Consider the following 23,560-nt stretch of genomic DNA (forward strand, 5'->3'; position numbering starts at 1 on the left):
TTTTGTGGATAATCAGCAAAAGCTCGTACAGTCATTTGTTCAGGCTCTGGGGATCGGTGCAGAGCGGGTCACGGATGAACTGACCTACAATACTATTAAAGAGTGGGATTCTACTGCACACATGATCCTGATCTCCGAGCTGGAAAACACCTTTGATGTCATGCTCGATACCGACGACATTATTGATATGAGTTCCGTGGGCAAAGCGAAAGAGATCCTGACAAAGTATGACGTCCAATTCTGAATCTATCCTGCTTAAAGGTGGCTCGGTACTGGTAACAGGGGCTACCGGTGATATCGGCCGTGCCATTGTAAACGAGTGTGTGCAGGCCGGTGCCGCAGTATTTGCTGCCGGGCGCAATGAAGCCAAACTGGCTGCGCTGGTAAATCAGTATGAATCACGGGTGATCCCGCTGAACTATGACGTGACTGACGAAAAAGCGGTTAAAGACGCCTTTCGTCAAATTCAGAAACAACAGAATCAAAGTGATATCGGTCCGTTAACCGGCCTGGTTAATAATGCCGGCATTATGGAAGAAGCCGCTTTTACCGTAAGCGGTATGGACGCGTTAAAGTCACAGCTGAATGTGAACTTCCTTGCCCCTTATCAGCATATGCAACTGGCCAGCCGCTTAATGGCGCGCCACCGACATGGCAGTATTGTGAACATTGTGTCTCAGATTGGCGAAATGGGCGCTACAGGCATGAGTGCCTACGGTGCCAGTAAAGCTGCGCTGAGCGGAGCAACCAAATCGCTGGCGAAAGAACTGGCGGCAGTGGGGATCCGTGTGAATGCGGTATCTCCGGGCTTCATCGATACAGGACTTACCGCGCATTATGAAGAGGATGCCAGGGCTGAAGTTGAAGCCAGAATTACCATGAAAAGGGCTGGCCGTGCCGGTGATGTGGCGCGGGCTGTTGTATTTTTACTGTCCCGTCAGTCGGCTTATACGACGGGTCATACCTTGCCCGTGGACGGGTTATTTTATCCGTGAGCGTTGTGTTCCCTGAGGATGTGTTTGCCTGCAACAGTGAAAAGGCGGCACTGATCACAGACGAAGGGAGCTGCTCTTACGCTGAGCTGCAAAGGCATATTGCAGAGTGGCAGGAAAAACTCAGTAGCACCGTGGAGCGACCGTTAGTGGCACTGGCCATGTGCGGTAATGTTGATTCTGTAAGTTGCTACCTGGCCTGTCTGAAATCGGGCTTTCCTGTGGTGCTGTTTCACCCCGGTTTGTCCGCAGCGGGACAACAGGCATTAATCACCAGGCTCACCCCCAATTTGCTGGTGGCAGATAACAGCCTGACCGTAAAAAACCAGCGGTGCATACCTGTGGCCGGGGAACTGGCACTTTTGCTTACCACATCGGGTTCAACCGGTGGTGGAAAATTTGTTGCTTTATCCCGTGAAAACCTTGCTGCGAATACGGCCTCTATCTGTGGTTATCTGCCAGTTACGTCAGAAGATAAAACCCTGCTTACCATGCCCCTCTCTTATTCTTACGGGTTGTCAGTGTTAAACACCCATCTGGCAAAAGGGGCGACAGTCAGATTGACTTCACTCACGCCTATGGACCGTGCATTCTGGACGTTGCTCAAAGATGAAGGGGTGACGTCACTGTCCGGCGTACCGTCTTTTTATGAAATGCTGCTGCGCTTGCGGTTTAACCGCCAATTGTTGCCGGAACTTGCCTATTTCACACAGGCGGGTGGCAAGCTCAAAGAAGCCGGGGTTAAAACCCTCGCTGAATATGCCGATAAACACAACAAGCAATGTTTCATCATGTATGGACAAACAGAGGCGACCGCGAGAATGGCATATCTCGACCCACATACCGTGTTACGCAAACCTTCAGCAGCAGGTAAAGCGATACCGGGCGGCAAATTGTCACTTTGTGATGAATATGGCCTGCTTATCAGTGAGCCCGGCGTAACGGGTGAACTGCTGTATGAAGGAAAAAATGTCATGCTGGGGTATGTGTCTGATCATACCGATCTGGCAGTGTTTTCTCCTTCCGCTGTGTTACATACCGGTGATTTAGCCTTTTTCGATGAAGACGGCGACTACACCATAACAGGCCGCCTGAAACGCATTATTAAACTGGCCGGTGAACGGGTGAATCTGGACGGACTGGAAGCGTTATTTGCAGAGCAGGGTCTGGAAGTTAAAGTGGCCGGTGAGGACAACTTTCTTGTCACAGTATGTCGTGAAAGTGAGATGTCAGAAGCTGAAAGTCGTCTTAAATCTCTGGTATCCGCGCCGCCTGCCTACTTAACGGTACGGGCATTTTCAGACTGGCCATTGCTGGGTAACGGAAAAACAGATTATCAGGCTATTTTGAAAGCAGGAAGGGATAAGCATGATAACGGCTGATACTGCGCCTTTTCCAAAGTCTTATGAAGACGCTTATAACCTGCTGCTCAGCGAACCCGTGTATGGCCTGCCTCAGGCAGAGAAAAGTCGCTTACTGTGTCATGTCACGTCATTGCTGCATCAGCATCATCTTACACATTGTGATGCATATCATCAGCTTTTCGCTTCGTCCACGGAGACCTTCCATGATTACAGCGACTTACCTAATCTGGCTGTGCGGCTTTTCAAACTGATGCATCTTAGCAGTGTGGCACCCCAAAATGTGTTTAAAACCTTGCAGTCATCCGGAACGACCGGTCAGGTGACGGCGAAGGTGACTCTGGATAAAGAAACCAGCGGCAGACAATCGAAAGCGCTGGTTACCATCATGCAGCAATTTATTGGTAAACAGCGTTTACCTATGCTGATCATTGATTCGCCGGATGTACTCAAAAGTCCTCATCTCTCAGCCCGGGGAGCCGGCGTCGGCGGCATGGCTTTTTTTGGCCGCGGACATACCTATGCACTGAACACTGATATGACGCTGAATCATAAGGCGGTCAAGGAATTTGCAGATAAGTATGCCGGACAACCGGTGCTGGTGTTCGGCTTTACCTTTATGGTGTGGTTACACTTCGTGGAAGCGCTTAAAGCAGACGGTATTGCGCTTAATTTATCTAAAGGGATCCTTATTCACAGTGGCGGATGGAAGAAGTTGCAGGACAAACAGGTCAGTAACCGTCAGTTTAAAGACACCGTGCGTACCGTTACCGCCATCACAAAAGTGCATAACTTTTACGGCATGGCAGAGCAGGTGGGTAGTGTATTTGTGGAATGTGAAGAAGGTCACTTACATGCACCTTCGCTGGCGGATGTGGTGATCCGCGATCCCCGTACGCTGGCAACCTGCGGCCCTGACGAACCCGGTATTATTCAGGTTATATCGGCGTTGCCTCACAGTTATCCCGGTTACAGTTTACTGACTGAAGATCGTGGCAAAATTCTGGGTGAAGATGATTGTGCCTGCGGACGTAAAGGACGATATTTCGAAGTCACCGGACGGTTGCCGAAAGCAGAATTGCGGGGTTGCAGTGATACAGCCGGAGGTGCTGTGTGATTAAAGATTTAATCCGGCAGGAACCGGTATCCGCTGATGCTTTACCTGCAATCAGTGCGCAAAATTTTGCTGTCAGTGCCGCTGACGTGCTGGTATTTACTACTGCGTTGTCGCGCCAGCTCATGACATCATCAGATTGCCGCCAGTATCCTGAACTCATAGCGCTGGGTCACTGGCTCAGACAAGGTAATCTGAATGCGCTGACAGCCAATATAGCAAAGCAAAGTTACCGTCCGCTGGGACTGGTAGTGCATTACACACCGGCGAATGTGGACACCATGTTCATCTACAGCTGGATTTGCGCCTTGCTGATGGGCAACAGAAATCTGGTACGGGTATCAGGCAGAGACAGCGATGTGCAAACGGTTCTGCTGGAAAAGTTACGATACTTGCTGTTGCTACCGGAGCATGCTGCCATCCATGCCGGCAATCAGTTTATCCATTTTGAGCGGGATGACCCTGCCGGTCCGTCAGTGAGCATGCTGGCGGATGCCAGAGTGTTATGGGGCGGAGACGACAGCGTGAGGCAAATACGCGGGTTATCCTGTAAGCCAAGATGCCGGGATATCAGTTTTGCCGATCGATTTTCAGCAGCACTGATAAACGTGGATGCATTAAACAGTGACGGTGCGCAAAGTGCTGATGAAAAGGCAGAAGCCATGGCATCAGCATTGTGGCGTGAATGCGATATGTTTCAGCAACAGGCCTGTTCTTCTCCCCGTATTCTGTTCTGGACGGGAGAAAAGCAAAACTGGAACACATTGACCCGCGCCCTGTCGGGCATCGCGGTTCAGCATGCCCCTTCAATGGTGCAGCGCAACGAGCAACTGGTGCTTGCCCAGTGGTGTATTGCTGATGGTGCGGCAAGTACAGCAGAGCAATGCGGTGAACTGTCTCTTGTACATATTAATCACTGGCACCATGCCTTGCTGGAACGTCATCAGGGGCATAGTACGCTGTTCTGTATTCATATTGATGATGTACAGGCCATTGCCGGTTACGACCACGCAGGTTGGCAGACTTTGTCATATGCCGGCTTTGAAAAAGAAGCACTTTTTAAGATTATCCGCGCGTTGCCGATACAGGGAATAGACAGGGTAGTACCTCTGGGGAATGCACTTGCTTTTTCTCCGGACTGGGACGGATATGATTTATTTAGCCAGTTAGGCAGAAAAGTGGTGTTTGAATGAAACTGTCAGTCATTGTACCGGCCTATAATCTTGAGCGTTATATCGGGGAGTGTCTGCGTTCAGTGCTGGATCAGCATGTCGATTTTGATTATGAAGTGCTGGTGTGTGACGATGCATCCTCTGATAACACCCGCGAAGAAATTGAAGCGCTGTGTCAGGAGTTCAGTCACTTAAAAGCCATCTTTAAAACGCAGAATGCGGGACTGGCTGAAAATATGAAAACCCTGCTTGGTGAAGCAGGAGGTAAGTACATTGCTTATCTGGACGGCGATGATGTTGCCCTACCGGGTAAATTGCAAAAGCAGGTGGACTATCTCGACAATCACCCTGAATGCCAGATGGTGTTTCATGAGTCTGATATGTTCGATTCGCAAACTAATGAAACCATTCGCCTGTACAGCCAGACTTTCTACAACTGGCAGCACATACCACCACAGTCAGACATCACTCACCTTATCCGCTACGGCACCTACATGCAGGCCAGCAGCGTGATGTTCCGCCGGCATAACCATCTTGCCTGCACCATTGCGACAGACTGCCGCATTATTCTGGATTATCCGTTTTATATCTTAAACGCCGGTTTCCTGAATGCCCGCATCGACTACATGCCGGACGTACTGGGGCGTTACCGTATTCATCCTGACAGCTTCGGCGCGCAAACGCAGCGTAGCGCAGAGCGCCGTGAGCAAAGCCTGCGGGATATCTGTCTTGCCTGTGAACAGGCTGCACAATTTGGTGTAGAGCCGGACATTATTCAGCAGGGTATTGCCCATCATCAGTTTGCCGCTGCACTGTACTTTCTGTTCCGTGATAACGACGAGAAATTTGTTGAGTGGATAGAAAAATCTGCTGCCTCCGGGCATTTCTTTGATGAACGTCACCGGTTTGCGTTTGGCAACCGGGCAAACCCGTCAAAAGTGAAAGCTTTTATTCGTCAGGGTAGTGCATGATGACTGTTTCCCTGACCGCAGTGATATGCAACTTCAATAAAAAAGACTTCCTGAAAGGCTGCCTCGATTCTCTGTTGGCCACACAATCTGATTCACTGAGTATCAATGTGATCGTGGTGGACAATGCCTCCACCGACGGCAGTCAGCAGATGATTGAAAACGAGTACGGCAAACAGGTGACGCTGATTGCAAAAGCAGAAAATACCGGCGGAGCAGGGGGCTTTGCCACCGGCATGCGTGCAGCAGTGGAAACCGGGTGCGATTATGTGGCCTTGCTGGACAATGATATTCTTCTCGACACCGACACCTTACCCAAACTGGTTGCGTACTTACAGACACATTCTGAGGTAGGCGTTGCCGGTGCCAAAATCTGCACCATGGATAATCCGGCTATTCTGCAGGAACTCGGTGCATTTATTGAGCGGGAAAACTATGGTGTGAAAACGCCATTGAAAGGTCACAAAGATGATACTTCGCTACCGGACGTTGTGGTCTGCGATTATGTGCCCGCATGCTGCCTGGTCACACGTACAGAGATAATCCGCGAAGCGGGCGTGTTCGATGAGGCTCATTTTATCTACTGGGACGATATGGACTGGTGTACCCGGGTGAAGCTGGCCGGTTATGAAATCCACGCTATTGCCAGTGCCCGTGTTCAGCATAAGATGGGAGCAGTTCACGCCACCAATACATTCAGTAATTATTACTTTGAGCGTAACCGGCTGAGGTATTTTGCGAAGTATCTGACCAAAGAGTCTTTTGATTCATTTATCGCTGTAAGGCTAAGTGAGCTCCCCAGACAAGCATTCTGGGCCAGTCGCAAGGGACAGTCTTCACAATCGCTCAGCAGTAATCTGTCTGTCTATGATTTTGCCATGGGGCAGTGGTACGCTCAGCCACAGAATATTCTGGCTAAGTCTGAGTATTGCTGGCGGGATGCCATTGGTGAGGACTGGATCAGACTGGTGGTGTGTGATGAACCTGACAATTATACTGCAGTGACAGGACAAATCCTTCAGGTCTGGCCTCAGGCCAGAATTATCAGCTGTGCCCAATATGCCGGTTCAGAAGCCGGACAGGATGCGATCCATGTCGTCAGTCATATTCTGGACGTGACAGAAGTGCCTGCAGGCGGATATGTCGTTGATCGTTTTTTTAATGTTTGTCAGGTGCAGGAAGTAACTGCAATTCAGCATGCTTATCATACTTACCAGCAGCTGTTTGCACAGGTACACGGGCCTGTCATCCGCAGGCAATTAGAAGATGGCTATGTGGCGTTCCATCGTGCCGGCACTTCAGTCGCGGATACGTCGATATGAATATTTACCGGCACATTCTTCAGCGTGTCACCGGCAGGCAAATAAAAACCGTTACATTCGATATATTCGATACCCTGATTTTCAGGCACGTCTCAGATCCCCTTCAGGTTTTCAGTCTCATAGATAGCAGCATTTTTGCCGGACACGGGGTGCCTGCTCCGGATTATCCCTCGTTACGTGTCCACGCTGAAGCACTGGCCAGACAGCGACACAATGGACGTGAAGACATACAGTTTGAGCAAATTTTTTCAGCTATGCCCTTTTCTCCTGCATTACGCAGTGCACTGGCGTTGGCTGAGTGTGAGGCGGAAACGCAGATAAGTGTGGTTAACACAGCGCTTGTTGATGTGATCCGGCAACTTAAAGAGCAGGGGGTTCAGGTTGCACTCATTTCCGATATGTACTTTTCTGCCGCACAAATCCGTGAGATTTTTTTCAGGGGGAATGAAGATCTTTGTCAGTTACCGCTTTTCGTATCCTCTGAAACCGGCGTTACCAAGCAAAGCGGTAAATTGTTTTTACACGTAAAAGAAGTACTGAAAGCCAGCCCGGAAAGCTGGTTGCATGCAGGTGATAATAAAGCCTCAGATGTGGAAGCAGCCCTGGCGGCCGGACTCGACGCTCTGCATTTTTCACCGGCTATCGATGTGCATTTTATTACCCGGATGGAAATGGCCCTGTCTCCGGAGCCCGGCGTCTCCGGCGCTGCACGTACGTTGAGTTGTCTTGAACAACCGGCACACAGCGAAAAAGGGGGAGCAGAGTATATTGCACGTGACTTAGGCAGCTTCGTGTGGGGCCCGGTAATGCAGGCTTTTGCCGGCTGGCTACGAGCACAATGTGAAGCTGCAAACATCAGGCATATTCTCTGTGTCATGCGGGAGGGAGCGTTTTTTACCCCACTGCTGCGAAAGTATTTTGCACTTCAGGGTGAAGACTGGATTACGGTGGAATCACTGTATGTGTCCCGCCTGTCAGCATTCTGGGCTGGAATTAATACTGAAAAAGCAGACTGGCTGGAACAGGCCGTAGACACGCTTATTCATTACAATGGATACACGCTGCAGAACTTTGTTGATGATTTTTATCTCAGTTCTGAGGGTTTTGGCAGTCTCAGTCCTACTGTCTGCTTGCGCAGCGCCGGAAACATGATGGTAGACGGGCGGGCATTACGACAGGTCTTGCTGGAAAAAGCACACAAAAACAGTGCAAGAATACAGCAAAAAGTGGCTACCCAAAAATCTCTGTTTTTGCGTTATACGCGTGATGTGTTAAGGGCGGATTTCGGCGACTGTGCCGTAGTGGATTTTGGAGATGGCGGGACTATTCAGCATTCTCTTGAATCCATTTTTGGCAGCCCTGCCAAAGCCAATTTTTTGTTTTTTGCCACGAACAGAATTTACCGTTTCCTCAACCAAACCACATACAGTGTTTTTCTGCCTCCCGGCGGACTATATGATCGTATTGCTGAACGTCTGGCACGGTCGCCGGAATGTATTGAAGCTTTGTTACTCGGGAGTGAAGGCTCGACACTGAGTTATGTCGATGATGACGGAGAAGTCAGACCGGTCACGGGCAGGGCGTTGCCAGAGAACAGTGCTTTTTGCGATGCATTTCTTGAAGGTTGCCTGACTTATATGGATATGGCTCATAAGATGGAGCTTCCTGGGCTCCCGGCCTCGCAGGCTGCACTGCTAGTGAAGCGTTATCTCATGATGCCCTGTGAAGACGAAGCAACGTTGTTTGCACAACTGAAGCATCAGGATAACTTTGGCAGTGAAAACGAATTCTATGTGATTGATGAAGAGCAGAAAACAAAGCTGAAAGCTGACTCTGCCAGACAACAGGCTGTCGCTCAGGTAACCAGCGGCGGGGCATGGCAGAAGGGTGAACTTCACTGGCCAGCCGGTGTACTGGCAACAGAGGATAAGAATATTGTTCCCCGGTTTATGGGGCTGTTAAAAAATGATAAGCAGCAGGCAATTAATTTTCTGATCAACAGAATGGCGTCTCTGGGATGGCGGAATATTGGCGTGTACGGTGCCGGTGAATTCTTTGTTGCTCTGGCTCCCTCGTTAAGAGCTGCCGGTATCGCTGTAAGCCATCTGATTGATCGCAAAGCCGGGCTGGGAAAACACTATCAGGTGGCGGGTTATACAGTTGTCAGCGTGGGAGCCGCCCTTGAGCAGGGTTGCCGGCGAATCGTAATTGCCTCTCAGGCATTTCAGCAGGAAATAAAAGACACCATTATGCTGGAAGCACAAAAGCAAGAATGCTGCGGTATAGATATTATCGCGCCGGATGATGAACAGTTGAAAATTAATCCCGACAGGTAAGTCACAGTGAAAATTGAACATTTAGTTTCTGTCATAATTTATTGTAATCAAAATGATGCTTGCCTGAACCGGGCACTTAAATCCGTAATGGAGCAAACTTATCGTCACGTTGAAGTCATAGTGGCCGGTAATTTTCACCAGCCGCAATCAGTTGATATGGACAGTTCTGCTTTGCCGGTTACATTTATTCATCAAACATATCAGAATGCGGGTGAAGCCCTGAATGCCGGTCTGAAAGCTGCGGGGGGCTCCCTGATTAAGTTTATTAACGCGGAAGATGAGTTACTTCCCGATTGTTTGATTGATCAAATATACGATATGGATTCCGGTGTGTTCAGCTATATCGGGTATCGTGAGGCAGATGAAAATAATAAGAGAACGGCAGACATTATCAGCGCTTTCGGGAATCCTTTGCATGATGCGTTGATGGTGTCCCCCGGCCCGCTTCAGTGCTTTCTTTTTTCCGCCAGAGATTTGCTTTCTGTAGACGGCTTTGATGAATCTTTTAGTGATGACTTCGCTATGAGTACCTATGACTTATTATTGCGGCTGTTAATAAAAGGAACTTGTTTAGCTGCGTGTCATAAAGCTGGTGTTATTCTGCGTCCCGGAAAGCTTGCTGACGCACAAACGGAGGCGGTCAGGTTGTCCGTCTGGACGCAAAACGTACAAATGCTGCTTGATCGTGCTGAAATGAGTCAGGAAACGCTGCACGCGATATTCAGCGGGTTTTGCCAGTTGAAAAGGATTTCACAAGATACAACCGCGGATCAGTTTTCTGAATGCGGGTTAATGTTGGCTGATTATGTAAACTCGAATCCTCACCATTTTGCCGGTTTTCGATTTACCCCCGTGATTCGTGAACTCGCAGGTTCTGAAGGAAATGATACATTGATCAATGCCCTGTCAGAATGTAACAGGGAATTGCTTGCTTATTCCGGTTTCTGGGAACCCCAGGAGATTATTGATTACCGGTCCAGCCTTCTGAGCGCCAGCGCAGATTTCAGGGACGATTATCTGACAGCTCTGTTCGTATTACTGAATGAAAACCAGGGTAAGAAAATAGCTGTTTACGGAGCAGGAGAACTTGGGCAACGACTCATTTCAATCATAGAAAGTGCCGGATTCAATGTCGCGACCATCTTTGACAGAAATTGGGATAAAATTAAGCTGATAGGGGAAATCCCTGTGCAGAACCCTGAAGATATCTCAATGTGTGATGTCCAGATCGTGATCATCGCTTCTGTCGCCTATCGCCGGGAAATCAGTGATTTCCTGCGTGTGCATTTTCCATTTGTTATTTCTTTCTGAACATCAACGGACTGCATAATGCCGGATAACTACAATTATTCACCTTTGGTTACAGTAGTCATTCCCTGTTACCAGCAACAAGCTTTCCTGAGAAGGGCGTTGCAATCTTTAAAAGAACAAACATTCAGTCATCTCGAAGTGATTGTAATCGATGATGGGAGTGAGCCTGCCATTCACATCCCTACTGATTTCAATAATGTGACATTGATCAGACAGGAAAATGCAGGATTATCTGCTGCCAGAAATACTGGCCTTGAGGTAGCCAGCGGCGATTTCATTAAGTTTCTTGATGCCGATGATGCTTTAACGCCCAGATGTATTGAATTACAGGTAGCCTCATTGCGAAACAAAGCGGATACGATCAGCTGTATTGCATTTGAGGAGGTAAATGAAGTGTCAGGGATGTCTAATCAAATTTACCCTGCCTTTCGCGATCCGCTGTCAGCCATCTCTTTGATTAATTTTGGCCCGCCTCATATCTATCTTTACAAGACAGAACATGTCAGGGAAACCGGCGGCTTCGCTGTTTCCGAACGTGTACGGGGAGGACACGAAGATTACGATTTAGTTTTCAGACTTATCGTTGGGGGAAAAGACATCTGCACAGTGCATGATACTGGTGCTGTGTACTATAAACGTCCCGGAAGTATGTCATCAAAACAACATAATATGAATCGCACGCGGGCACTTGTCTGGCTTTATAACGCTTCAACGGCTATTCGCGCGAACCGGATTTTAACTGAAGAGCAATTGCTCAGTTTTCTTGTAGGTATGGTGCTCGTTCTGCAAAACACCGAAGGTGATATCAGAAAAGATTTTGCGCCGGTACTGCACTATTTTAATGAAAAGCTCGCAAAAACAAGATTTAAAATCAGCAATAAAGAAATGAATGCTTTAAAGCATCTTCTTGACAGTGAGCCTGAAACCCGCGTTTTTAGCTCTCAAATTAAAACAATTTCTGATGCGGGAGAGGAGACAGAAGCTTCAAAAATGCATCTGACGGACCCCCGTTTTTACCTTAAAGACAGGGAAATTACGTTTCCGGATAACTATCTCATCCGGGTGTTGGTGCAGGCAAAGAAATATAATCATCGTTTTGCGCTTTTCGGTATCACAGATTCAGGCCGCAGCTTACTTGAAATACTAAAGGCTGCCGGGATATTTCCTGCACTTGTAACAGATTTCGGATGGCAGTGTTTTACCTCTGTGGAAGACCTGAAAGTTGAAGCACCTGCAAGTCTCGCAGCAAGCACCGTGGAGTTGGTGGTAATTTCACCGGATTCAGACAGAGCTTCCATACTGCCGGTTCTTTCGGAGATCTGCCCGGACATTGAAATTGTTTAAAAATCGCCCGGTAAGTCATTGATCAGGCGATGTGAAGTATCAAAAGTAAAGATATAGCAGGTTCCGGCCGATAACATTAATACACAGCCTGATCTGAAATGACAGACAGGTATAATTGCCTGAAGATTAAATCGCTGAGTGAACATAGGTTCGAGGGGCCATATGCAAAAAATTACACTTATTAGTTTTGGGTTTAAATATGGTATCCCAAACTCGAATTATTATTTTGACGTCAGTTTCGCCAAAAATCCTGCCCGTGAAAGTCGCTGGAATTTATTCGATAAGCCAGATGATGAAATGGTGGACTATGTACTGAGTCAGCCGGCAGTAAATGACTTTATCTCGGCACTTCTTCCTATGTTAAACGTTATCGTAACCCTCGATGATGATGCCCGTGTAGCGCTTGGCTGTAATGCCGGACGTCACCGTTCCGCTATCATTGTAGAGCACGTAGCTGCACGCCTGCGGGCCGCAGGGAAAGACGTGGAAGTGATTCACCGGGAGTGGAAAAATGAGCAGTAGTCCAAGCGTTGCGATTATCATTGTTTCACGGAACAGGAAGGATCTTGTTACCCGCAGTGTAGAGCACTTCAGAAACGACAGTTTTGCCAATAAAGATATTCTGGTAGTTGAGTGTGGTACGGAAGTATCAAACCTCAGTGAGTTTAATACCATTTGCTACACCGATGACGACTTCAAAGGTAAGTGTTTCGGCCATAATGTGGGGCTGAACTACCTGAACATGCAAAAAACCTATGATTACTATCTTTTCTGCATGAATGACGTGTTCGTCGAAGACAAGACGGATTTTATTCAGGAAATGATTGATGTTATGCAGGAAAATCCACGCCTCGCCATGATGTCACCTGCCGAACACGGTGCGCAGTATCCGGGGGCGATCCCTCAGGATAAAGGGCTCCGGCCGGTTACCACATCGGATTACCTGATGCTGTTCATTCGCGGCGAAGTCGTGAGTAAATACGGCTTTTTAAATCATACCTTTAAATATTGCTGGGGAGCTATCCATGAATACACTTACCGGCTTTATTCCGACGGCTGGTTCGCCGCATATTATGATTTCTTAACCTATCATCATCTTGGGGGGACGACCTACGGTAACAAGTCCACCAAGACTATCCCACGTGAAGAATATATCGCTAATGCAAAGCGTTTCGCTGCGGAGTATTTTGTTGAGCATTACGGCGAAGACTGGGATGAAAAGTTCTGGGAAACCGCATCCCGTGAGCATGACATTGAACACAATACTTACGCTGCGCACAGAAAATACTGGGAGCGTGGCTGAAGCCGTGAGTCGCATGCCGGCAAATAACAGATAAAGGCAGTTCTGAACATGAAACCAATGATCCTGGCAACAGGAACACAAAGCGGTGGTACAACGCTGGTCTCGGCAGCTTTCTTAAAACATCCTGAGCTGGATGGCATACTCGATATGGCGTCAGACCGAATCGAAGTTAACCTGTCAGCGGTGACCACGCCGGTAACCTGGGTGAAAATGACGACTATTGCCTTTCGCTGGCAGGAGGTGGCCAGTGTATATGAAATGCATGGTTATAAGCCTTATCCGCTGATGGTCGTCAGGAACCCGTTTGATGTATGGGTGTCGTTAAAGAAAAAATGGTACGGCCTGAACGGACTGACCGCTGAAGATCCTCCTCTTTTTTTACGGATGCAGCGCTTTCTTGAAGACTGGAAGCTGTTTATGGACTCTGGCTATCCGGTGATTCAGTTTGAGGCATTTATTGAGTCGCCTGAAGCGCAACTTCGTGCAGTGATGGAGGCCTTGCCTGTAACATTTGATAAAGCTATGTTGAACCCGAATACGGACTTAAGTTCCATATCTTATGTGGCAGAATCGAACGCCTCCTTCATTGAGTCTCTGAATTCGGGGGCATCGGATAAGGTGGCTTTTAAACAGGCGTTGATCACGGGACGTGAAGCTGAATGGATAACACAGCATTTCAGTGAATATAACGCTTGCTACGGTTATGAGAATAATCACAAAGTCATCGGTGAAGAAATTAACGAGCTGAGACCATTTCCTTTCGACAACCGGCGTTTTCTTGGTTTCGGTTCAATAGCATTAACCCGTAAAACATCGCCGAAATATCCGCAAATGCTGGCGCTGGCGAAAAAGCACGCCGGTGAGGGTAAGCAAATTGTTATCTACGGGGCATGCGAGTTTGGTGAATATCTGGCAGCTCTTCTGGCTGAAAATCATGTACGTGTCGATAAATTTTTCGATTCCTTTGCGGAGCCCGGAACACTTATCGGAAATTATAAAGTAGCCGCCAGAGATTCCGGCGACTACTTTATTATAGTGGCCAGCTTGAACCACTGTCTTGACATTAAAAACACACTAATCCGCGAAGGGACCTGCGAAGACAATGTATACATTTTCGGAGAGGGGTAATGGGAGCTTTAACGCGTTATGTCAACACAGACTTTTCAGACAAGGTTATCGTTGCTTCCTGCGATGACGCTTTGCGATTGGCAAAGCAAATTCTCGTCGAAAATGGCTTAGAAAATCGCCCGGAAGTTGAGCTTGTACATTTCGATAAACTTATGGAAAGGCGGTTTTGCCCTGCACTGATAATTGTTTTTGAGTCAGACCTGCAGGCAGCACTGGCTACCAGTAAAAAACTCAAAGACTATAAAGATAAAGGAATTCCTGTGGTCTTTGGAAACGCCAGAGATGTATTCTTTACCAAACCCGACGTACGCCGCAGGGGCATTTCATATGCCGGCATGTTTCAGTTGTGCGATGACTATATAAACGGTATTAAGCAACTGGACAAGAGCAATCTGGCATACGGTGAGTTTGGGGTGTTTGATGGCAGAACCTGTACATTAGCCTGGCAAGTTTTTAGTCAGACTTTGCAACATTTTTACGCATTTGATTCATTCAAAGGTATCCTGGGGAAAGCCCCGGGCGAAGACTATTTTTATCAAACCGGTGATTACTACGCTAATAAAGAGACCTTTTTGCTGAATTTTACTGTGGCAGGCGGACAGGAGAGTCGTCTTTCACTTGTTGAATGTGACTTTGATAACTCTCTTGAAACGCCGGACAAACATGAAGCAGTGAAACATCAATTCGGCGTTATTCACATTGACTGCGATGTTTATCCTGCTGCTCTGCATGCGCTTGAATTTGCGACCCCCCATCTGGCAGATAATTTCATTTTACTTCTGGATGACTATGACTCTATGTGGGGTGACAGCTCTAAAGGAGAAAAGCGCGCCCTGAATGAATGGATGTGCAAGCACCCTGAGTGGGAGGTTTCAGAGTTCAGAAGTTATTCCGCGACCGGCAGATCATTTTTATGTCACAAGAAATAACGCTTCTGAAACAGTCGCCTGTGGTGGCGCCGGATCAGCGCCTTATCGTTGGACTGGAGTTTACAAATGCGTGTAATTTCAGATGTCCTATATGCCCGCAATCATACCGTTACTCAAAGCAACCTCAGCCAGCAGGAGCCACGTATGACAGAGCAATTGGCAACATATCTTCTGCGGTCTTTTCCAGAATTGCGGACGAATGTGAGCGGGTTGCCAAAGTGGTTGAACTCAACTTCTTTGGTGAGCAGACGTTACATCCAAAGTACCACGATTTTCTGGAAATTTTGGCCAGACGTAAAAGTTATCAACTGGTAACGAATACTAATATGTCGCTGATGGATGAAAAAACCATGCGTACATGGATTAAGGCCGGAATGAATCAGGTCAGGCTGAGTATCGATGCTATTGATGACGACGTATTTGACATTGCACGCCCTGGCAGAGTCAAAGACTTACAGGGAAATAGTATAAAAAAGAACAGGTTGGAAGCAATTCACGAGAAGATGAAATTGTGGTTCTCGATGCCTGATCATTCACCTACCAGATTAGTCTTCGTGGAGAGTCAGTACAACAAGGGGCAGTCCGCCCGGTTTATGGATTACTGGCAACCTTACCTTGGGGTACGGGACGAAATTATTGTGAAGCCCGTTTTGTCTTACGGCGGTAAAATTGCCGATCCGTCCATTACCAGCGGAACGTGTAATGTATGGGATATAAAGTTTTGTCAGTTAGACTGGCAAGGTAATGTGTCACCTTGCAATCTGGATGTAAATATGGATTTGCATCTTGGCAATATCATGGAAAATTCTTTGTATGATATCTACTATTCGGATTTTGCCGGCAAACTACAAAAGAAAACCGGCTGCGGAAAAGACATTACGCCCTGCAAAACCTGTACGGACAGTAATTTCTGGGACGGTATCATCAGAGTGAAAAGTAAGCACTGATTGCTGTATTAGCAGTGAAAATGCAAAGCTGCATGTTTGTGAGGTAACCCCCCGGCATTGGCTTCAAACGATTAACAGAGACTGAATTAAGGTCAGGGTATGACAGATTCCCATATAGAAAAACTATTTTCAGCATTTAAACAAACTACGACACTGACCTTTCCGCAAAGGAAAGGTGCTTCTGATGAGAATAATCCATTTGAAGCGTACTATTATCGTGAAGACGCGGAGAAAGTTAAATTAGACAAGTGGCCTCACTATTTGGAAATTTACGAAGAAGTGTTCGCAAAATTCCGAAATAAAGAGAAGGTCAGGATCCTCGAAATCGGTGTGCATCATGGTGGCTCGCTTCACATGCTTAAACAGAGCTTCCCGGATGCTTATATTGTTGGTGTCGATATCAAACCTGAGTGTAAAGCATGTGAAGTCCCTGAAGATGATATTTATGTAGAAATAGGTGATCAGGGGGCTGTCAGCTTTCTTGAAGATGTTGTATCCAAACATGGCCAGTTTGATATTGTTATTGATGACGGTAGCCATATAGCCTCACATCAAAAAATTTCCTTCCTGTATCTGTTTTTGAATGGCCTTTCTGACAACGGGGTTTATCTCGTTGAGGATGTGTTTGTGAACTACATGAAAGCGTTCAATGATACTAATCCCAACTTTATGGAAATGGCCTACGATCTGGCAAGAGAGTTACAGTCACCTTATAAAGGAGAATTTGTTCCTGCAAGATTCCGCGTTGATAATGAAGATAAATATCAATCTTTGGATGTTTCAATAGCATACAAGAATATTCACTCGATAAGTTTCTTCGATAACATTGTCACGATTTCAAAAAAGGTGCGCGATGGCCTCCCATGTATGGAGTACCGGTAGCCAGTGCTGCAGAGAATTACCGCGAGTCCGCTGAAATGGTAAGGTAGGCATCTCAGGAAAATATAAACCCCGCTGTTGCGGGGTTTTGTTTTATAGAGAGAAGTTTTGCATTTACGTTTTAAGTGTTGTCAGCCAGCCACTTCTTTTGTCTCAGATAAACAGTTTCATCAATCATATAAAAAATGTCTTCTAACTGAATTGTTCTGTTCCTGATTACTCCACGGTCTCCTTTTATATCGACAGCAATCTTATGATAGTCACCGGGATTTAAAGGTATGGCGAGATAGTTGCCGAAATCCAAAAACAAATCTGAACCTGAAAGTTGAGCAATTTGCTTTTCCATGCTTTTAATTGCTATTTCGTCAGGCTCTGCAACAAATCTGAGCTTTTCTACAAACAAACATGCGTGAGCAATTCCTTTGCGCATTAACGGCATTTGTCTGGCGTGAAACAGCGGAGCGAAAAAAGGAATTTCTCCCTTGAATAGCCGGTTTTCATCATCTATTGAGTCGTCATGTTCTGAGGGGTAATAATAAAAACTCGCGTCCGGGAATTTGTCTTTTAAAGCAGATCGCCAGCGGTCTATATCAGACCAGTTGCATGTACCTGTGAAAAGTAAGTCACTGTTTGAATCTGTACAAATCGCAATAGCTCTGGCGAAACTTACATCGTCCCAGGATTTATTGAACATAACGAGTTCTTTCTGCGCGGTTTCTTCAACGCAATTTTTATTTTCGAAAGTACCGTTGTAAATCTTTTCAAACATGCCATCCGACGTCGGGATATAAAACTCGCACAACCGGTTAAGCGTATATTTATTGCAATAACTCACTATCCGTAAGTGGCGGAAAGAAGATATCAAATCATAAGCATCAGGTGCTTCAAGGTAGTCATCAATCAGAATCTCCGACCACTTCTTCCAGCTTTCCAATGCTGCAGGCAGCAGGGTTTCAGCTTCGTCTGAGGCGATAACTTTTATCAAAAAGGCATTGGTGTAGTTCACAGTGCCGTGAAGCAGATAGAACAGCAGTGACTTGCCATTCGAATAGGAATCAAAAATCAGCTTTCTTTGCGCATCAACCAATCTTTCCACTGCTGTGGCGGTAGCCTCTGTACTGTCTATTAATGACCGTAATTTTTCTGCTTCGTTTCTGAAACTGTCAGTCTGATAGCGCTCATTATATGTTTCTGTAAATTGTGCAGTATTGCTAACGGGCCGGAAGGCCACCGTATCGATGAAGGTCAGGGAAGCTTCCCTGGCTTGAGGAGTTGATGTAGTTAATATTAAATCCGGAGCCAGTGGAGACGTACCATTGATGAACGCGCCATCGCTGGTGTTGTAACAGGTTGCCCCCGGATATTTTGAGTAAACCTGTTCCAGTATTGTTCTGGACATCTTGAATTCGTATTTGGTAAAAACGAACGGACGGAAGTTTCCTCTGGTTTTAATTGCTGTGTTGTTGGCTTCACGATAATCGTAAATTTCATTACCGTCTTCGTCGTAGTAACCCGAGTCCTTACTGTGATGATAGGTGTCGTCGGCGAACCCCAGGTCAATACCGAACAAATATAATTGAGTAAAGCCAAGTTCACAGAACAGGTTATTCACTAAGTTGGCTACGGTAGGGTAGGCAAATTTAAGTTCGGTATAATTTTCCCGTCCGAGTACTTCAAGGCTGGATACTGTTGAAGACTCACCGTCTTTAAACGCAATCAGTGTTTTACCAAAAAGATCTGAAGTATCAGGATGGATGCCGTTACAGGAGATCAGAGTGATTTTCTTTAGGTAATCGAAGGCTCCCACTCTTGAGCACCAGTCGAATGTGGAGCGGTTTTGTTCTATTTCCGCGTGATAATCAGGCGTGATGCCGGCTTTTTCCAGTGGCATGAGCGCAGTGCCGCAAGAGATAACAATGGAAGAATCCCGCCACTCTTTTATTGCCTCAATACTGGCATCAAGAGAAGGGCCGTTACCCACAATGAATACCGGGACATCGGCAATGTCAACCGGAACAGGCCGCAGTGCTTTCTTAGTGAGGATGGGCGAACCGCGCAAAATCATTTCTTTGGTATGCGAAATTCCGAATCTGGCATGGTCAAAATATTCGCCCATGCTGATGAGCAACTGGAGATGCTCACGCATGTTCGCTATCGCGTGAGACAGGGTGGGATTGAAGTAACTTTGATAGAAATATGTGTCGACCAGATTATAAGGGCCGACGGCATAGAACTGATGAGTTAAATCGTTGGACAGATTGCTGCCATCGTCACCTATATTGACATACAGCCTGCCTTCAATGGCTTCTGTCTGATCGAAAATTGCCTGCCAGTCGATGGCAAATAGTGAGGCGTAGAAGAAGTCGCGGTCAGGTTCACAAATAAATAGCTTATTCACAGAGTGGGACGCGAGCAATGCTTCAAGCTGATAACCAAAGCCAAGGCCAAAAAGAATCAGAGATTTTATCTCTTCAGGTAAATGACTCTTTGTCTCATGCAGTTTGTCCAGCAAGCCTTCTGTTTCTTCAACATACTGATAATGGAGGTAGTCGTTTAACTTACCTCCTGTGTATCCCATGATTAAACCATCCTTGTGGGGATATCTGGCAAAGTTTTGCTGATTAAGCTCACCTTCTGTGCGCGGATTCGATAAAAGCAGCGTGTTATCTGTTTTATCGAGTAAGTTAATGTCACCGTTTTCGCATTTTACCGGAAACCAGTATGCCGGGGTAAATTCCTTAAATTCGTCAAAAATATCCGGAAAGTACTTCTTAAACGCCTTCAGGTTTTCAACAAACCGGGGGGCGGTATCATTTAACGCTTCGTGTGTGTCAGGGTCCAGATAAACGGTTGACCATGCGGGCTTGAGTACATCCCGGCGAATGTACTTTTCTACATTAAGGTTTTGTGCAGAAAGTACCGCCCAGTCATCTTCGCTGAAAGCACGGAAAATAGCGTCGGAAACCGGCGTGCTGTAATGCTTATAGAGGTAGAAGTCGTTAATGTTTTCGTGTTGTTTAAGTTCAAGCAGGTCATCAACAATGGTGTTGCCGTTATTTTGTGGCATGAAAAAGAGCAGGGTATTATTGTCCCGGGCGACAGAAAATATTCTGCTCCAGTCGCACATCATCAGTGATGCTTTAAAATACTGAATCTCCGGCTCATATATAATGAGGTGGCGAATTGAATATTCAGTTAATAAGTATTCAATATGTATTCCGCCGCCCAGCCCGAGACTAACCAGTGTGTCGATGGTGTCACCTTTTACCAGGGGGGCGTTTTCCAGTCGTGAAGATTTATCCGGAGACGGTGGTGATGTAAGAGAATACTTTTTGGCTGCATGGCTGGCCCAGCTGTCTACATGGGAGCACACTTCCTGTTCAGGATGCAAACCATAGAATGCCTGCCCTGCGCCGTAATCAATGATATTAAATTCGCCAAATTTATTACAAAAAACGGATATGTTGCTGCTACGTTCATTTTCTACAAGAGAGGCGAGCTGAGGCATGTTGATCTTCAGCGTTTGCAGGCCTTTTTTGTATGTCTTGATCAATGTTTCTGCATTTTCGGCCTCGATAGATTTCTGGATCTCTTCATCAGCATGCAGGTGAATTCTTATATCGTTTATGATCATTGACGGGAACTTTAATCATCGGAAAACATAAATGTTATGCCGAACTCCCCGGCAGGGCAAGCCGGTGAAGTTAATTGATTTATAAGAATCTTCATTGCCGGATGAGGGCTGCCGGTTATCAATATCCGGTTAAGTAAACAGCCGGCAACACCTGTGAACTTGGTTATAGAAATCCATACCTTGTAATTCATCCTCATAACCTTAAAGTTAACCATTGTGTTATCACAGATCTGCTATACTTCGTCAGAGAGGAGGCGTGTATGATCAATTTCAACAGCAATTCGTCATCGACAACATCATTACTTCAGCAGGTGCAGGAAAAACAAACCAGCCTGATGGAGAAACTGGCGTCGGGCAAACGCATTAACAGTGCTGCCGACGGTGCCGCTGCGCAGCAAATCATCGACCGTCTTACTTCTCAGGTAGAAGGCAACCGTCAGGCAATCAATAATGCCTATGACGGTATTTCGCTGGCGCAGGTTGCGGAAAGTGGCTTGTCCGGCATTAATGACGATGTTAACCGTATCCGCGAACTCACCTTGCAGGCCGGCAGCGGCGTACTGAATGATGCCGATCGTCAGGCGATACAGTCTGAAATTACCCAGTTGCAGGATAATATCTCGCAAACAATCGATCAGACGACCTTTGGCGGCAAGCCTCTGCTGAGTGCTGAAGGGGAAATTAATTTTCAGGTCGGGGCAAATCCTGATCAGTCCGTGGGTGTACGCACTTCTGATGTTGCAGGCAATCTGTCCGGTATTTTGAATATTGATATCACCTCCGGTGATTTGGATGCTGCGCTGCAGGCGGCTGATGAAGCCGTTGAGTCTGTGGGCGGATTCCGCGCAGATCTCGGTGCGACACAGAATGCACTGGCCAGTACGGCAAGAAACCTCAGTGAAGCTGATGTGAATGTGTCTGCAGCCCGCAGCCGTATTCAGGATCTGGACTATGCGCAGGCGGTATCAGAAAATATTTCTAACAGCGTACTGGGTCAGGCTGCTACATCTGTGCAGGCACAGGCGAACCAACAGCAAGGACAGGTTCTGGCATTGTTAAACTAGAACGGGTGTGATTACGTTTTAATCAAAAAGGCAGGTTAAACCTGCTTTTTTTGCTTCAGGAACAAGAATCAGTGTTTGCGAACTGATCTTTTACCGCTACAATCATGCAGATGCGCTAAACTGTAAATAATAAAAATGCGTTCTCGGGGAATAGATGAAGGAAATTCTGCTCGTTAGTGATGACGGCGAACTCATTCAAAAATTAGAAACCGTTATCACGTTCATGGGGGAAGCTTGCTACGGGCAATCTTTTGCGGATAGCTACGGCTATCTGAATACCCATACCGTTGAAGCGGTCATGATTGATTACGCCAGAGCTGATCAGGTTCAAAACCTGGTGGCGCAGTTTCCCCACATCCCGTTTGTCGCTATTCAGGCGCAGGATGGCCTTATTGCACCGAATTGCAATCTGGTCAGCACCGCTACACTTCCTATTACTTACCCGGTACTGACTCAGGCAATTCATCGTTGCCAGGAATACACTCGTCACCGTCCGGGCCCGGTAAAAACCGCTGGCCTGAAAACCCGTCTTTTCCGTAGCCTTGTTGGTCGCAGCCAGCAAATTCAGACTGTACGTAAACTGGTAGAGCAGGTTGCCCCGACCGACGCCACCGTGCTGATTCTGGGTGAATCCGGTACCGGTAAAGAGGTTATCGCCCGTAACGTTCACTTTATGTCTGAGCGTAAAGAAGGCCCGTTTATTCCTGTTAACTGTGGTGCCATACCCGGTGAACTGTTGGAAAGTGAATTATTCGGCCACGAGAAAGGCGCATTTACCGGTGCAATCAGTGCACGAAAAGGACGCTTTGAACTGGCAGAAGGCGGGACACTGTTTCTTGACGAAATAGGTGACATGCCGCTGCAAATGCAGGTTAAATTGCTGCGGGTATTGCAGGAACGGACATTTGAGCGTGTTGGTGGTCATACACCGATAAAAGCCAATGTACGTATTGTTGCTGCCACCCACCGTAATCTGGAAAACATGATTAAAGACGATAAGTTCCGTGAGGATCTCTATTATCGCCTGAACGTGTTTCCCATCGACAGTCCTGCACTTCGTGAACGCCGCGAAGACATCCCGTTATTACTGCAGGAATTAATCAGCCGTATTCAGGGTGACGGCGTATCGGTGGTTAAATTCACCGAAATGGCTATTTCCTCTTTAATGGAACATGACTGGGCGGGTAATGTCCGTGAGCTGTCTAATCTGGTAGAGCGGCTGAGTATACTGTTCCCTAATCAAATCGTTGATATTCAGGACTTGCCGCCTAAGTATCAGTACGGTGAAATTCAGGCTTACGAGCCGGACTATCCGGAAGAGTTGCTGGAACGCGATGCATTCAATGAATTGTTCGCCGAGTCAGCTGCTTCAGAAGATTTACGTTCACCGGTTGAAGATTCGGTTTATGCTGCCCCCCGTGAAGAAGGCGCGGAGTCTTCCCAGCTACCGGAAGAGGGCGTAAATCTTAAAGAGTATCTGTCGGAGCTGGAAATTAACCTGATCATACAGGCTCTGGATCAGCAGGACTGGGTTGTTGCCCGCGCTGCTGATAAACTGGGCATGCGCAGAACCACTCTGGTTGAAAAGATGCGCAAGTATGAAATTCAGCGCGAAGAGTCGGTATCGTCAGATAATTGACTTTAACCTTTTTTACAAAACCTCTGTAACCTACTGTTTTAAATATAAAATAATACTGGCACATCAAATGCATTAACCCAGTCAGGACGTAATGTCTGCTTTTTGACGAGGGTTATC

The 23,560-nt window shown here is 46.9% G+C and carries 19 protein-coding genes; 18 read left to right on the forward strand and 1 reads right to left on the reverse strand.

The window, feature by feature from the left end; all coding sequences use genetic code 11:
• The first annotated feature begins 4 nt into the window (after window positions 1-4).
• The 16 genes from AC4PME_RS02270 (at window position 5) to AC4PME_RS02345 (ending at window position 17,109) form a co-directional block, all read left to right on the forward strand.
• Window positions 5-244, forward strand: a complete 240-nt coding sequence (locus AC4PME_RS02270) for an acyl carrier protein (protein ID WP_119500539.1) — start codon at window positions 5-7, stop codon at window positions 242-244.
• A complete protein-coding gene (locus AC4PME_RS02275; protein WP_119500540.1) occupies window positions 228-995 on the forward strand; it encodes an SDR family NAD(P)-dependent oxidoreductase in 768 nt (255 codons plus the stop codon). The genes AC4PME_RS02270 and AC4PME_RS02275 overlap by 17 nt, the downstream gene beginning before the upstream one ends.
• Window positions 992-2,374, forward strand: a complete 1,383-nt coding sequence (locus tag AC4PME_RS02280) for an AMP-binding protein (RefSeq protein WP_491529482.1) — start codon at window positions 992-994, stop codon at window positions 2,372-2,374. Before AC4PME_RS02275 ends, AC4PME_RS02280 begins: the two co-directional genes overlap by 4 nt.
• Window positions 2,361-3,470: a LuxE/PaaK family acyltransferase gene (locus AC4PME_RS02285; protein WP_491045086.1), complete on the forward strand. Its 1,110-nt coding sequence runs from the start codon at window positions 2,361-2,363 to the stop codon at window positions 3,468-3,470. The genes AC4PME_RS02280 and AC4PME_RS02285 overlap by 14 nt, the downstream gene beginning before the upstream one ends.
• Complete coding sequence (locus AC4PME_RS02290) at window positions 3,467-4,660, forward strand: acyl-CoA reductase (RefSeq protein WP_491045087.1); 1,194 nt, start codon at window positions 3,467-3,469, stop codon at window positions 4,658-4,660. Before AC4PME_RS02285 ends, AC4PME_RS02290 begins: the two co-directional genes overlap by 4 nt.
• Entirely contained in the window at window positions 4,657-5,610 is a 954-nt protein-coding gene (locus AC4PME_RS02295; RefSeq protein ID WP_491045088.1) for a glycosyltransferase family 2 protein, read from the forward strand. The genes AC4PME_RS02290 and AC4PME_RS02295 overlap by 4 nt, the downstream gene beginning before the upstream one ends.
• Window positions 5,607-6,929, forward strand: a complete 1,323-nt coding sequence (locus AC4PME_RS02300) for a glycosyltransferase family 2 protein (protein ID WP_491045089.1) — start codon at window positions 5,607-5,609, stop codon at window positions 6,927-6,929. Before AC4PME_RS02295 ends, AC4PME_RS02300 begins: the two co-directional genes overlap by 4 nt.
• Entirely contained in the window at window positions 6,926-9,265 is a 2,340-nt protein-coding gene (locus AC4PME_RS02305; RefSeq protein WP_491045090.1) for an HAD-IA family hydrolase, read from the forward strand. Before AC4PME_RS02300 ends, AC4PME_RS02305 begins: the two co-directional genes overlap by 4 nt.
• Before the next feature lie 6 nt (window positions 9,266-9,271).
• On the forward strand, window positions 9,272-10,576 hold the full coding sequence (locus AC4PME_RS02310) for a glycosyltransferase family 2 protein (protein WP_491045091.1): 1,305 nt from the start codon (window positions 9,272-9,274) through the stop codon (window positions 10,574-10,576).
• A gap of 18 nt (window positions 10,577-10,594) precedes the next feature.
• Complete coding sequence (locus tag AC4PME_RS02315; protein WP_491045092.1) at window positions 10,595-11,920, forward strand: glycosyltransferase family 2 protein; 1,326 nt, start codon at window positions 10,595-10,597, stop codon at window positions 11,918-11,920.
• 162 nt (window positions 11,921-12,082) lie between these two features.
• Window positions 12,083-12,442, forward strand: a complete 360-nt coding sequence (locus AC4PME_RS02320; protein WP_474851034.1) for a RapZ C-terminal domain-containing protein — start codon at window positions 12,083-12,085, stop codon at window positions 12,440-12,442.
• Window positions 12,432-13,223, forward strand: a complete 792-nt coding sequence (locus AC4PME_RS02325; RefSeq protein ID WP_491045093.1) for a glycosyltransferase family 2 protein — start codon at window positions 12,432-12,434, stop codon at window positions 13,221-13,223. Before AC4PME_RS02320 ends, AC4PME_RS02325 begins: the two co-directional genes overlap by 11 nt.
• A gap of 48 nt (window positions 13,224-13,271) precedes the next feature.
• Window positions 13,272-14,351: a hypothetical protein gene (locus tag AC4PME_RS02330; RefSeq protein ID WP_491045094.1), complete on the forward strand. Its 1,080-nt coding sequence runs from the start codon at window positions 13,272-13,274 to the stop codon at window positions 14,349-14,351.
• Complete coding sequence (locus AC4PME_RS02335; RefSeq protein ID WP_491045095.1) at window positions 14,351-15,280, forward strand: class I SAM-dependent methyltransferase; 930 nt, start codon at window positions 14,351-14,353, stop codon at window positions 15,278-15,280. Before AC4PME_RS02330 ends, AC4PME_RS02335 begins: the two co-directional genes overlap by 1 nt.
• Window positions 15,265-16,227, forward strand: coding sequence for a radical SAM/SPASM domain-containing protein (locus AC4PME_RS02340; protein WP_491045096.1), 963 nt, complete (start codon window positions 15,265-15,267; stop codon window positions 16,225-16,227). The genes AC4PME_RS02335 and AC4PME_RS02340 overlap by 16 nt, the downstream gene beginning before the upstream one ends.
• Before the next feature lie 99 nt (window positions 16,228-16,326).
• Window positions 16,327-17,109 (forward strand): class I SAM-dependent methyltransferase, encoded by a 783-nt coding sequence (locus AC4PME_RS02345; protein WP_491045097.1) that lies wholly within the window; start codon window positions 16,327-16,329, stop codon window positions 17,107-17,109.
• A gap of 118 nt (window positions 17,110-17,227) precedes the next feature.
• On the opposite strand, the gene AC4PME_RS02350 is transcribed toward AC4PME_RS02345, so the two are convergent.
• Window positions 17,228-20,740 carry a motility associated factor glycosyltransferase family protein gene (locus AC4PME_RS02350; protein WP_491045098.1) on the reverse strand — a complete coding sequence of 1,171 codons (3,513 nt, stop codon included), beginning with the start codon at window positions 20,738-20,740 and terminating at the stop codon, window positions 17,228-17,230.
• A 260-nt stretch (window positions 20,741-21,000) separates the two neighbouring features.
• Between AC4PME_RS02350 and AC4PME_RS02355 the strand changes: the two genes are divergently transcribed.
• Both AC4PME_RS02355 and AC4PME_RS02360 read left to right on the forward strand, forming a co-directional pair.
• Complete coding sequence (locus AC4PME_RS02355; RefSeq protein ID WP_119500559.1) at window positions 21,001-21,804, forward strand: flagellin N-terminal helical domain-containing protein; 804 nt, start codon at window positions 21,001-21,003, stop codon at window positions 21,802-21,804.
• Window positions 21,805-21,958: 154 nt separating this feature from the next.
• Entirely contained in the window at window positions 21,959-23,443 is a 1,485-nt protein-coding gene (locus AC4PME_RS02360; RefSeq protein ID WP_491045099.1) for a sigma-54 dependent transcriptional regulator, read from the forward strand.
• The last annotated feature ends 117 nt before the right edge of the window (window positions 23,444-23,560 follow it).

The organism is Alteromonas sp. (assembly GCF_984505615.1).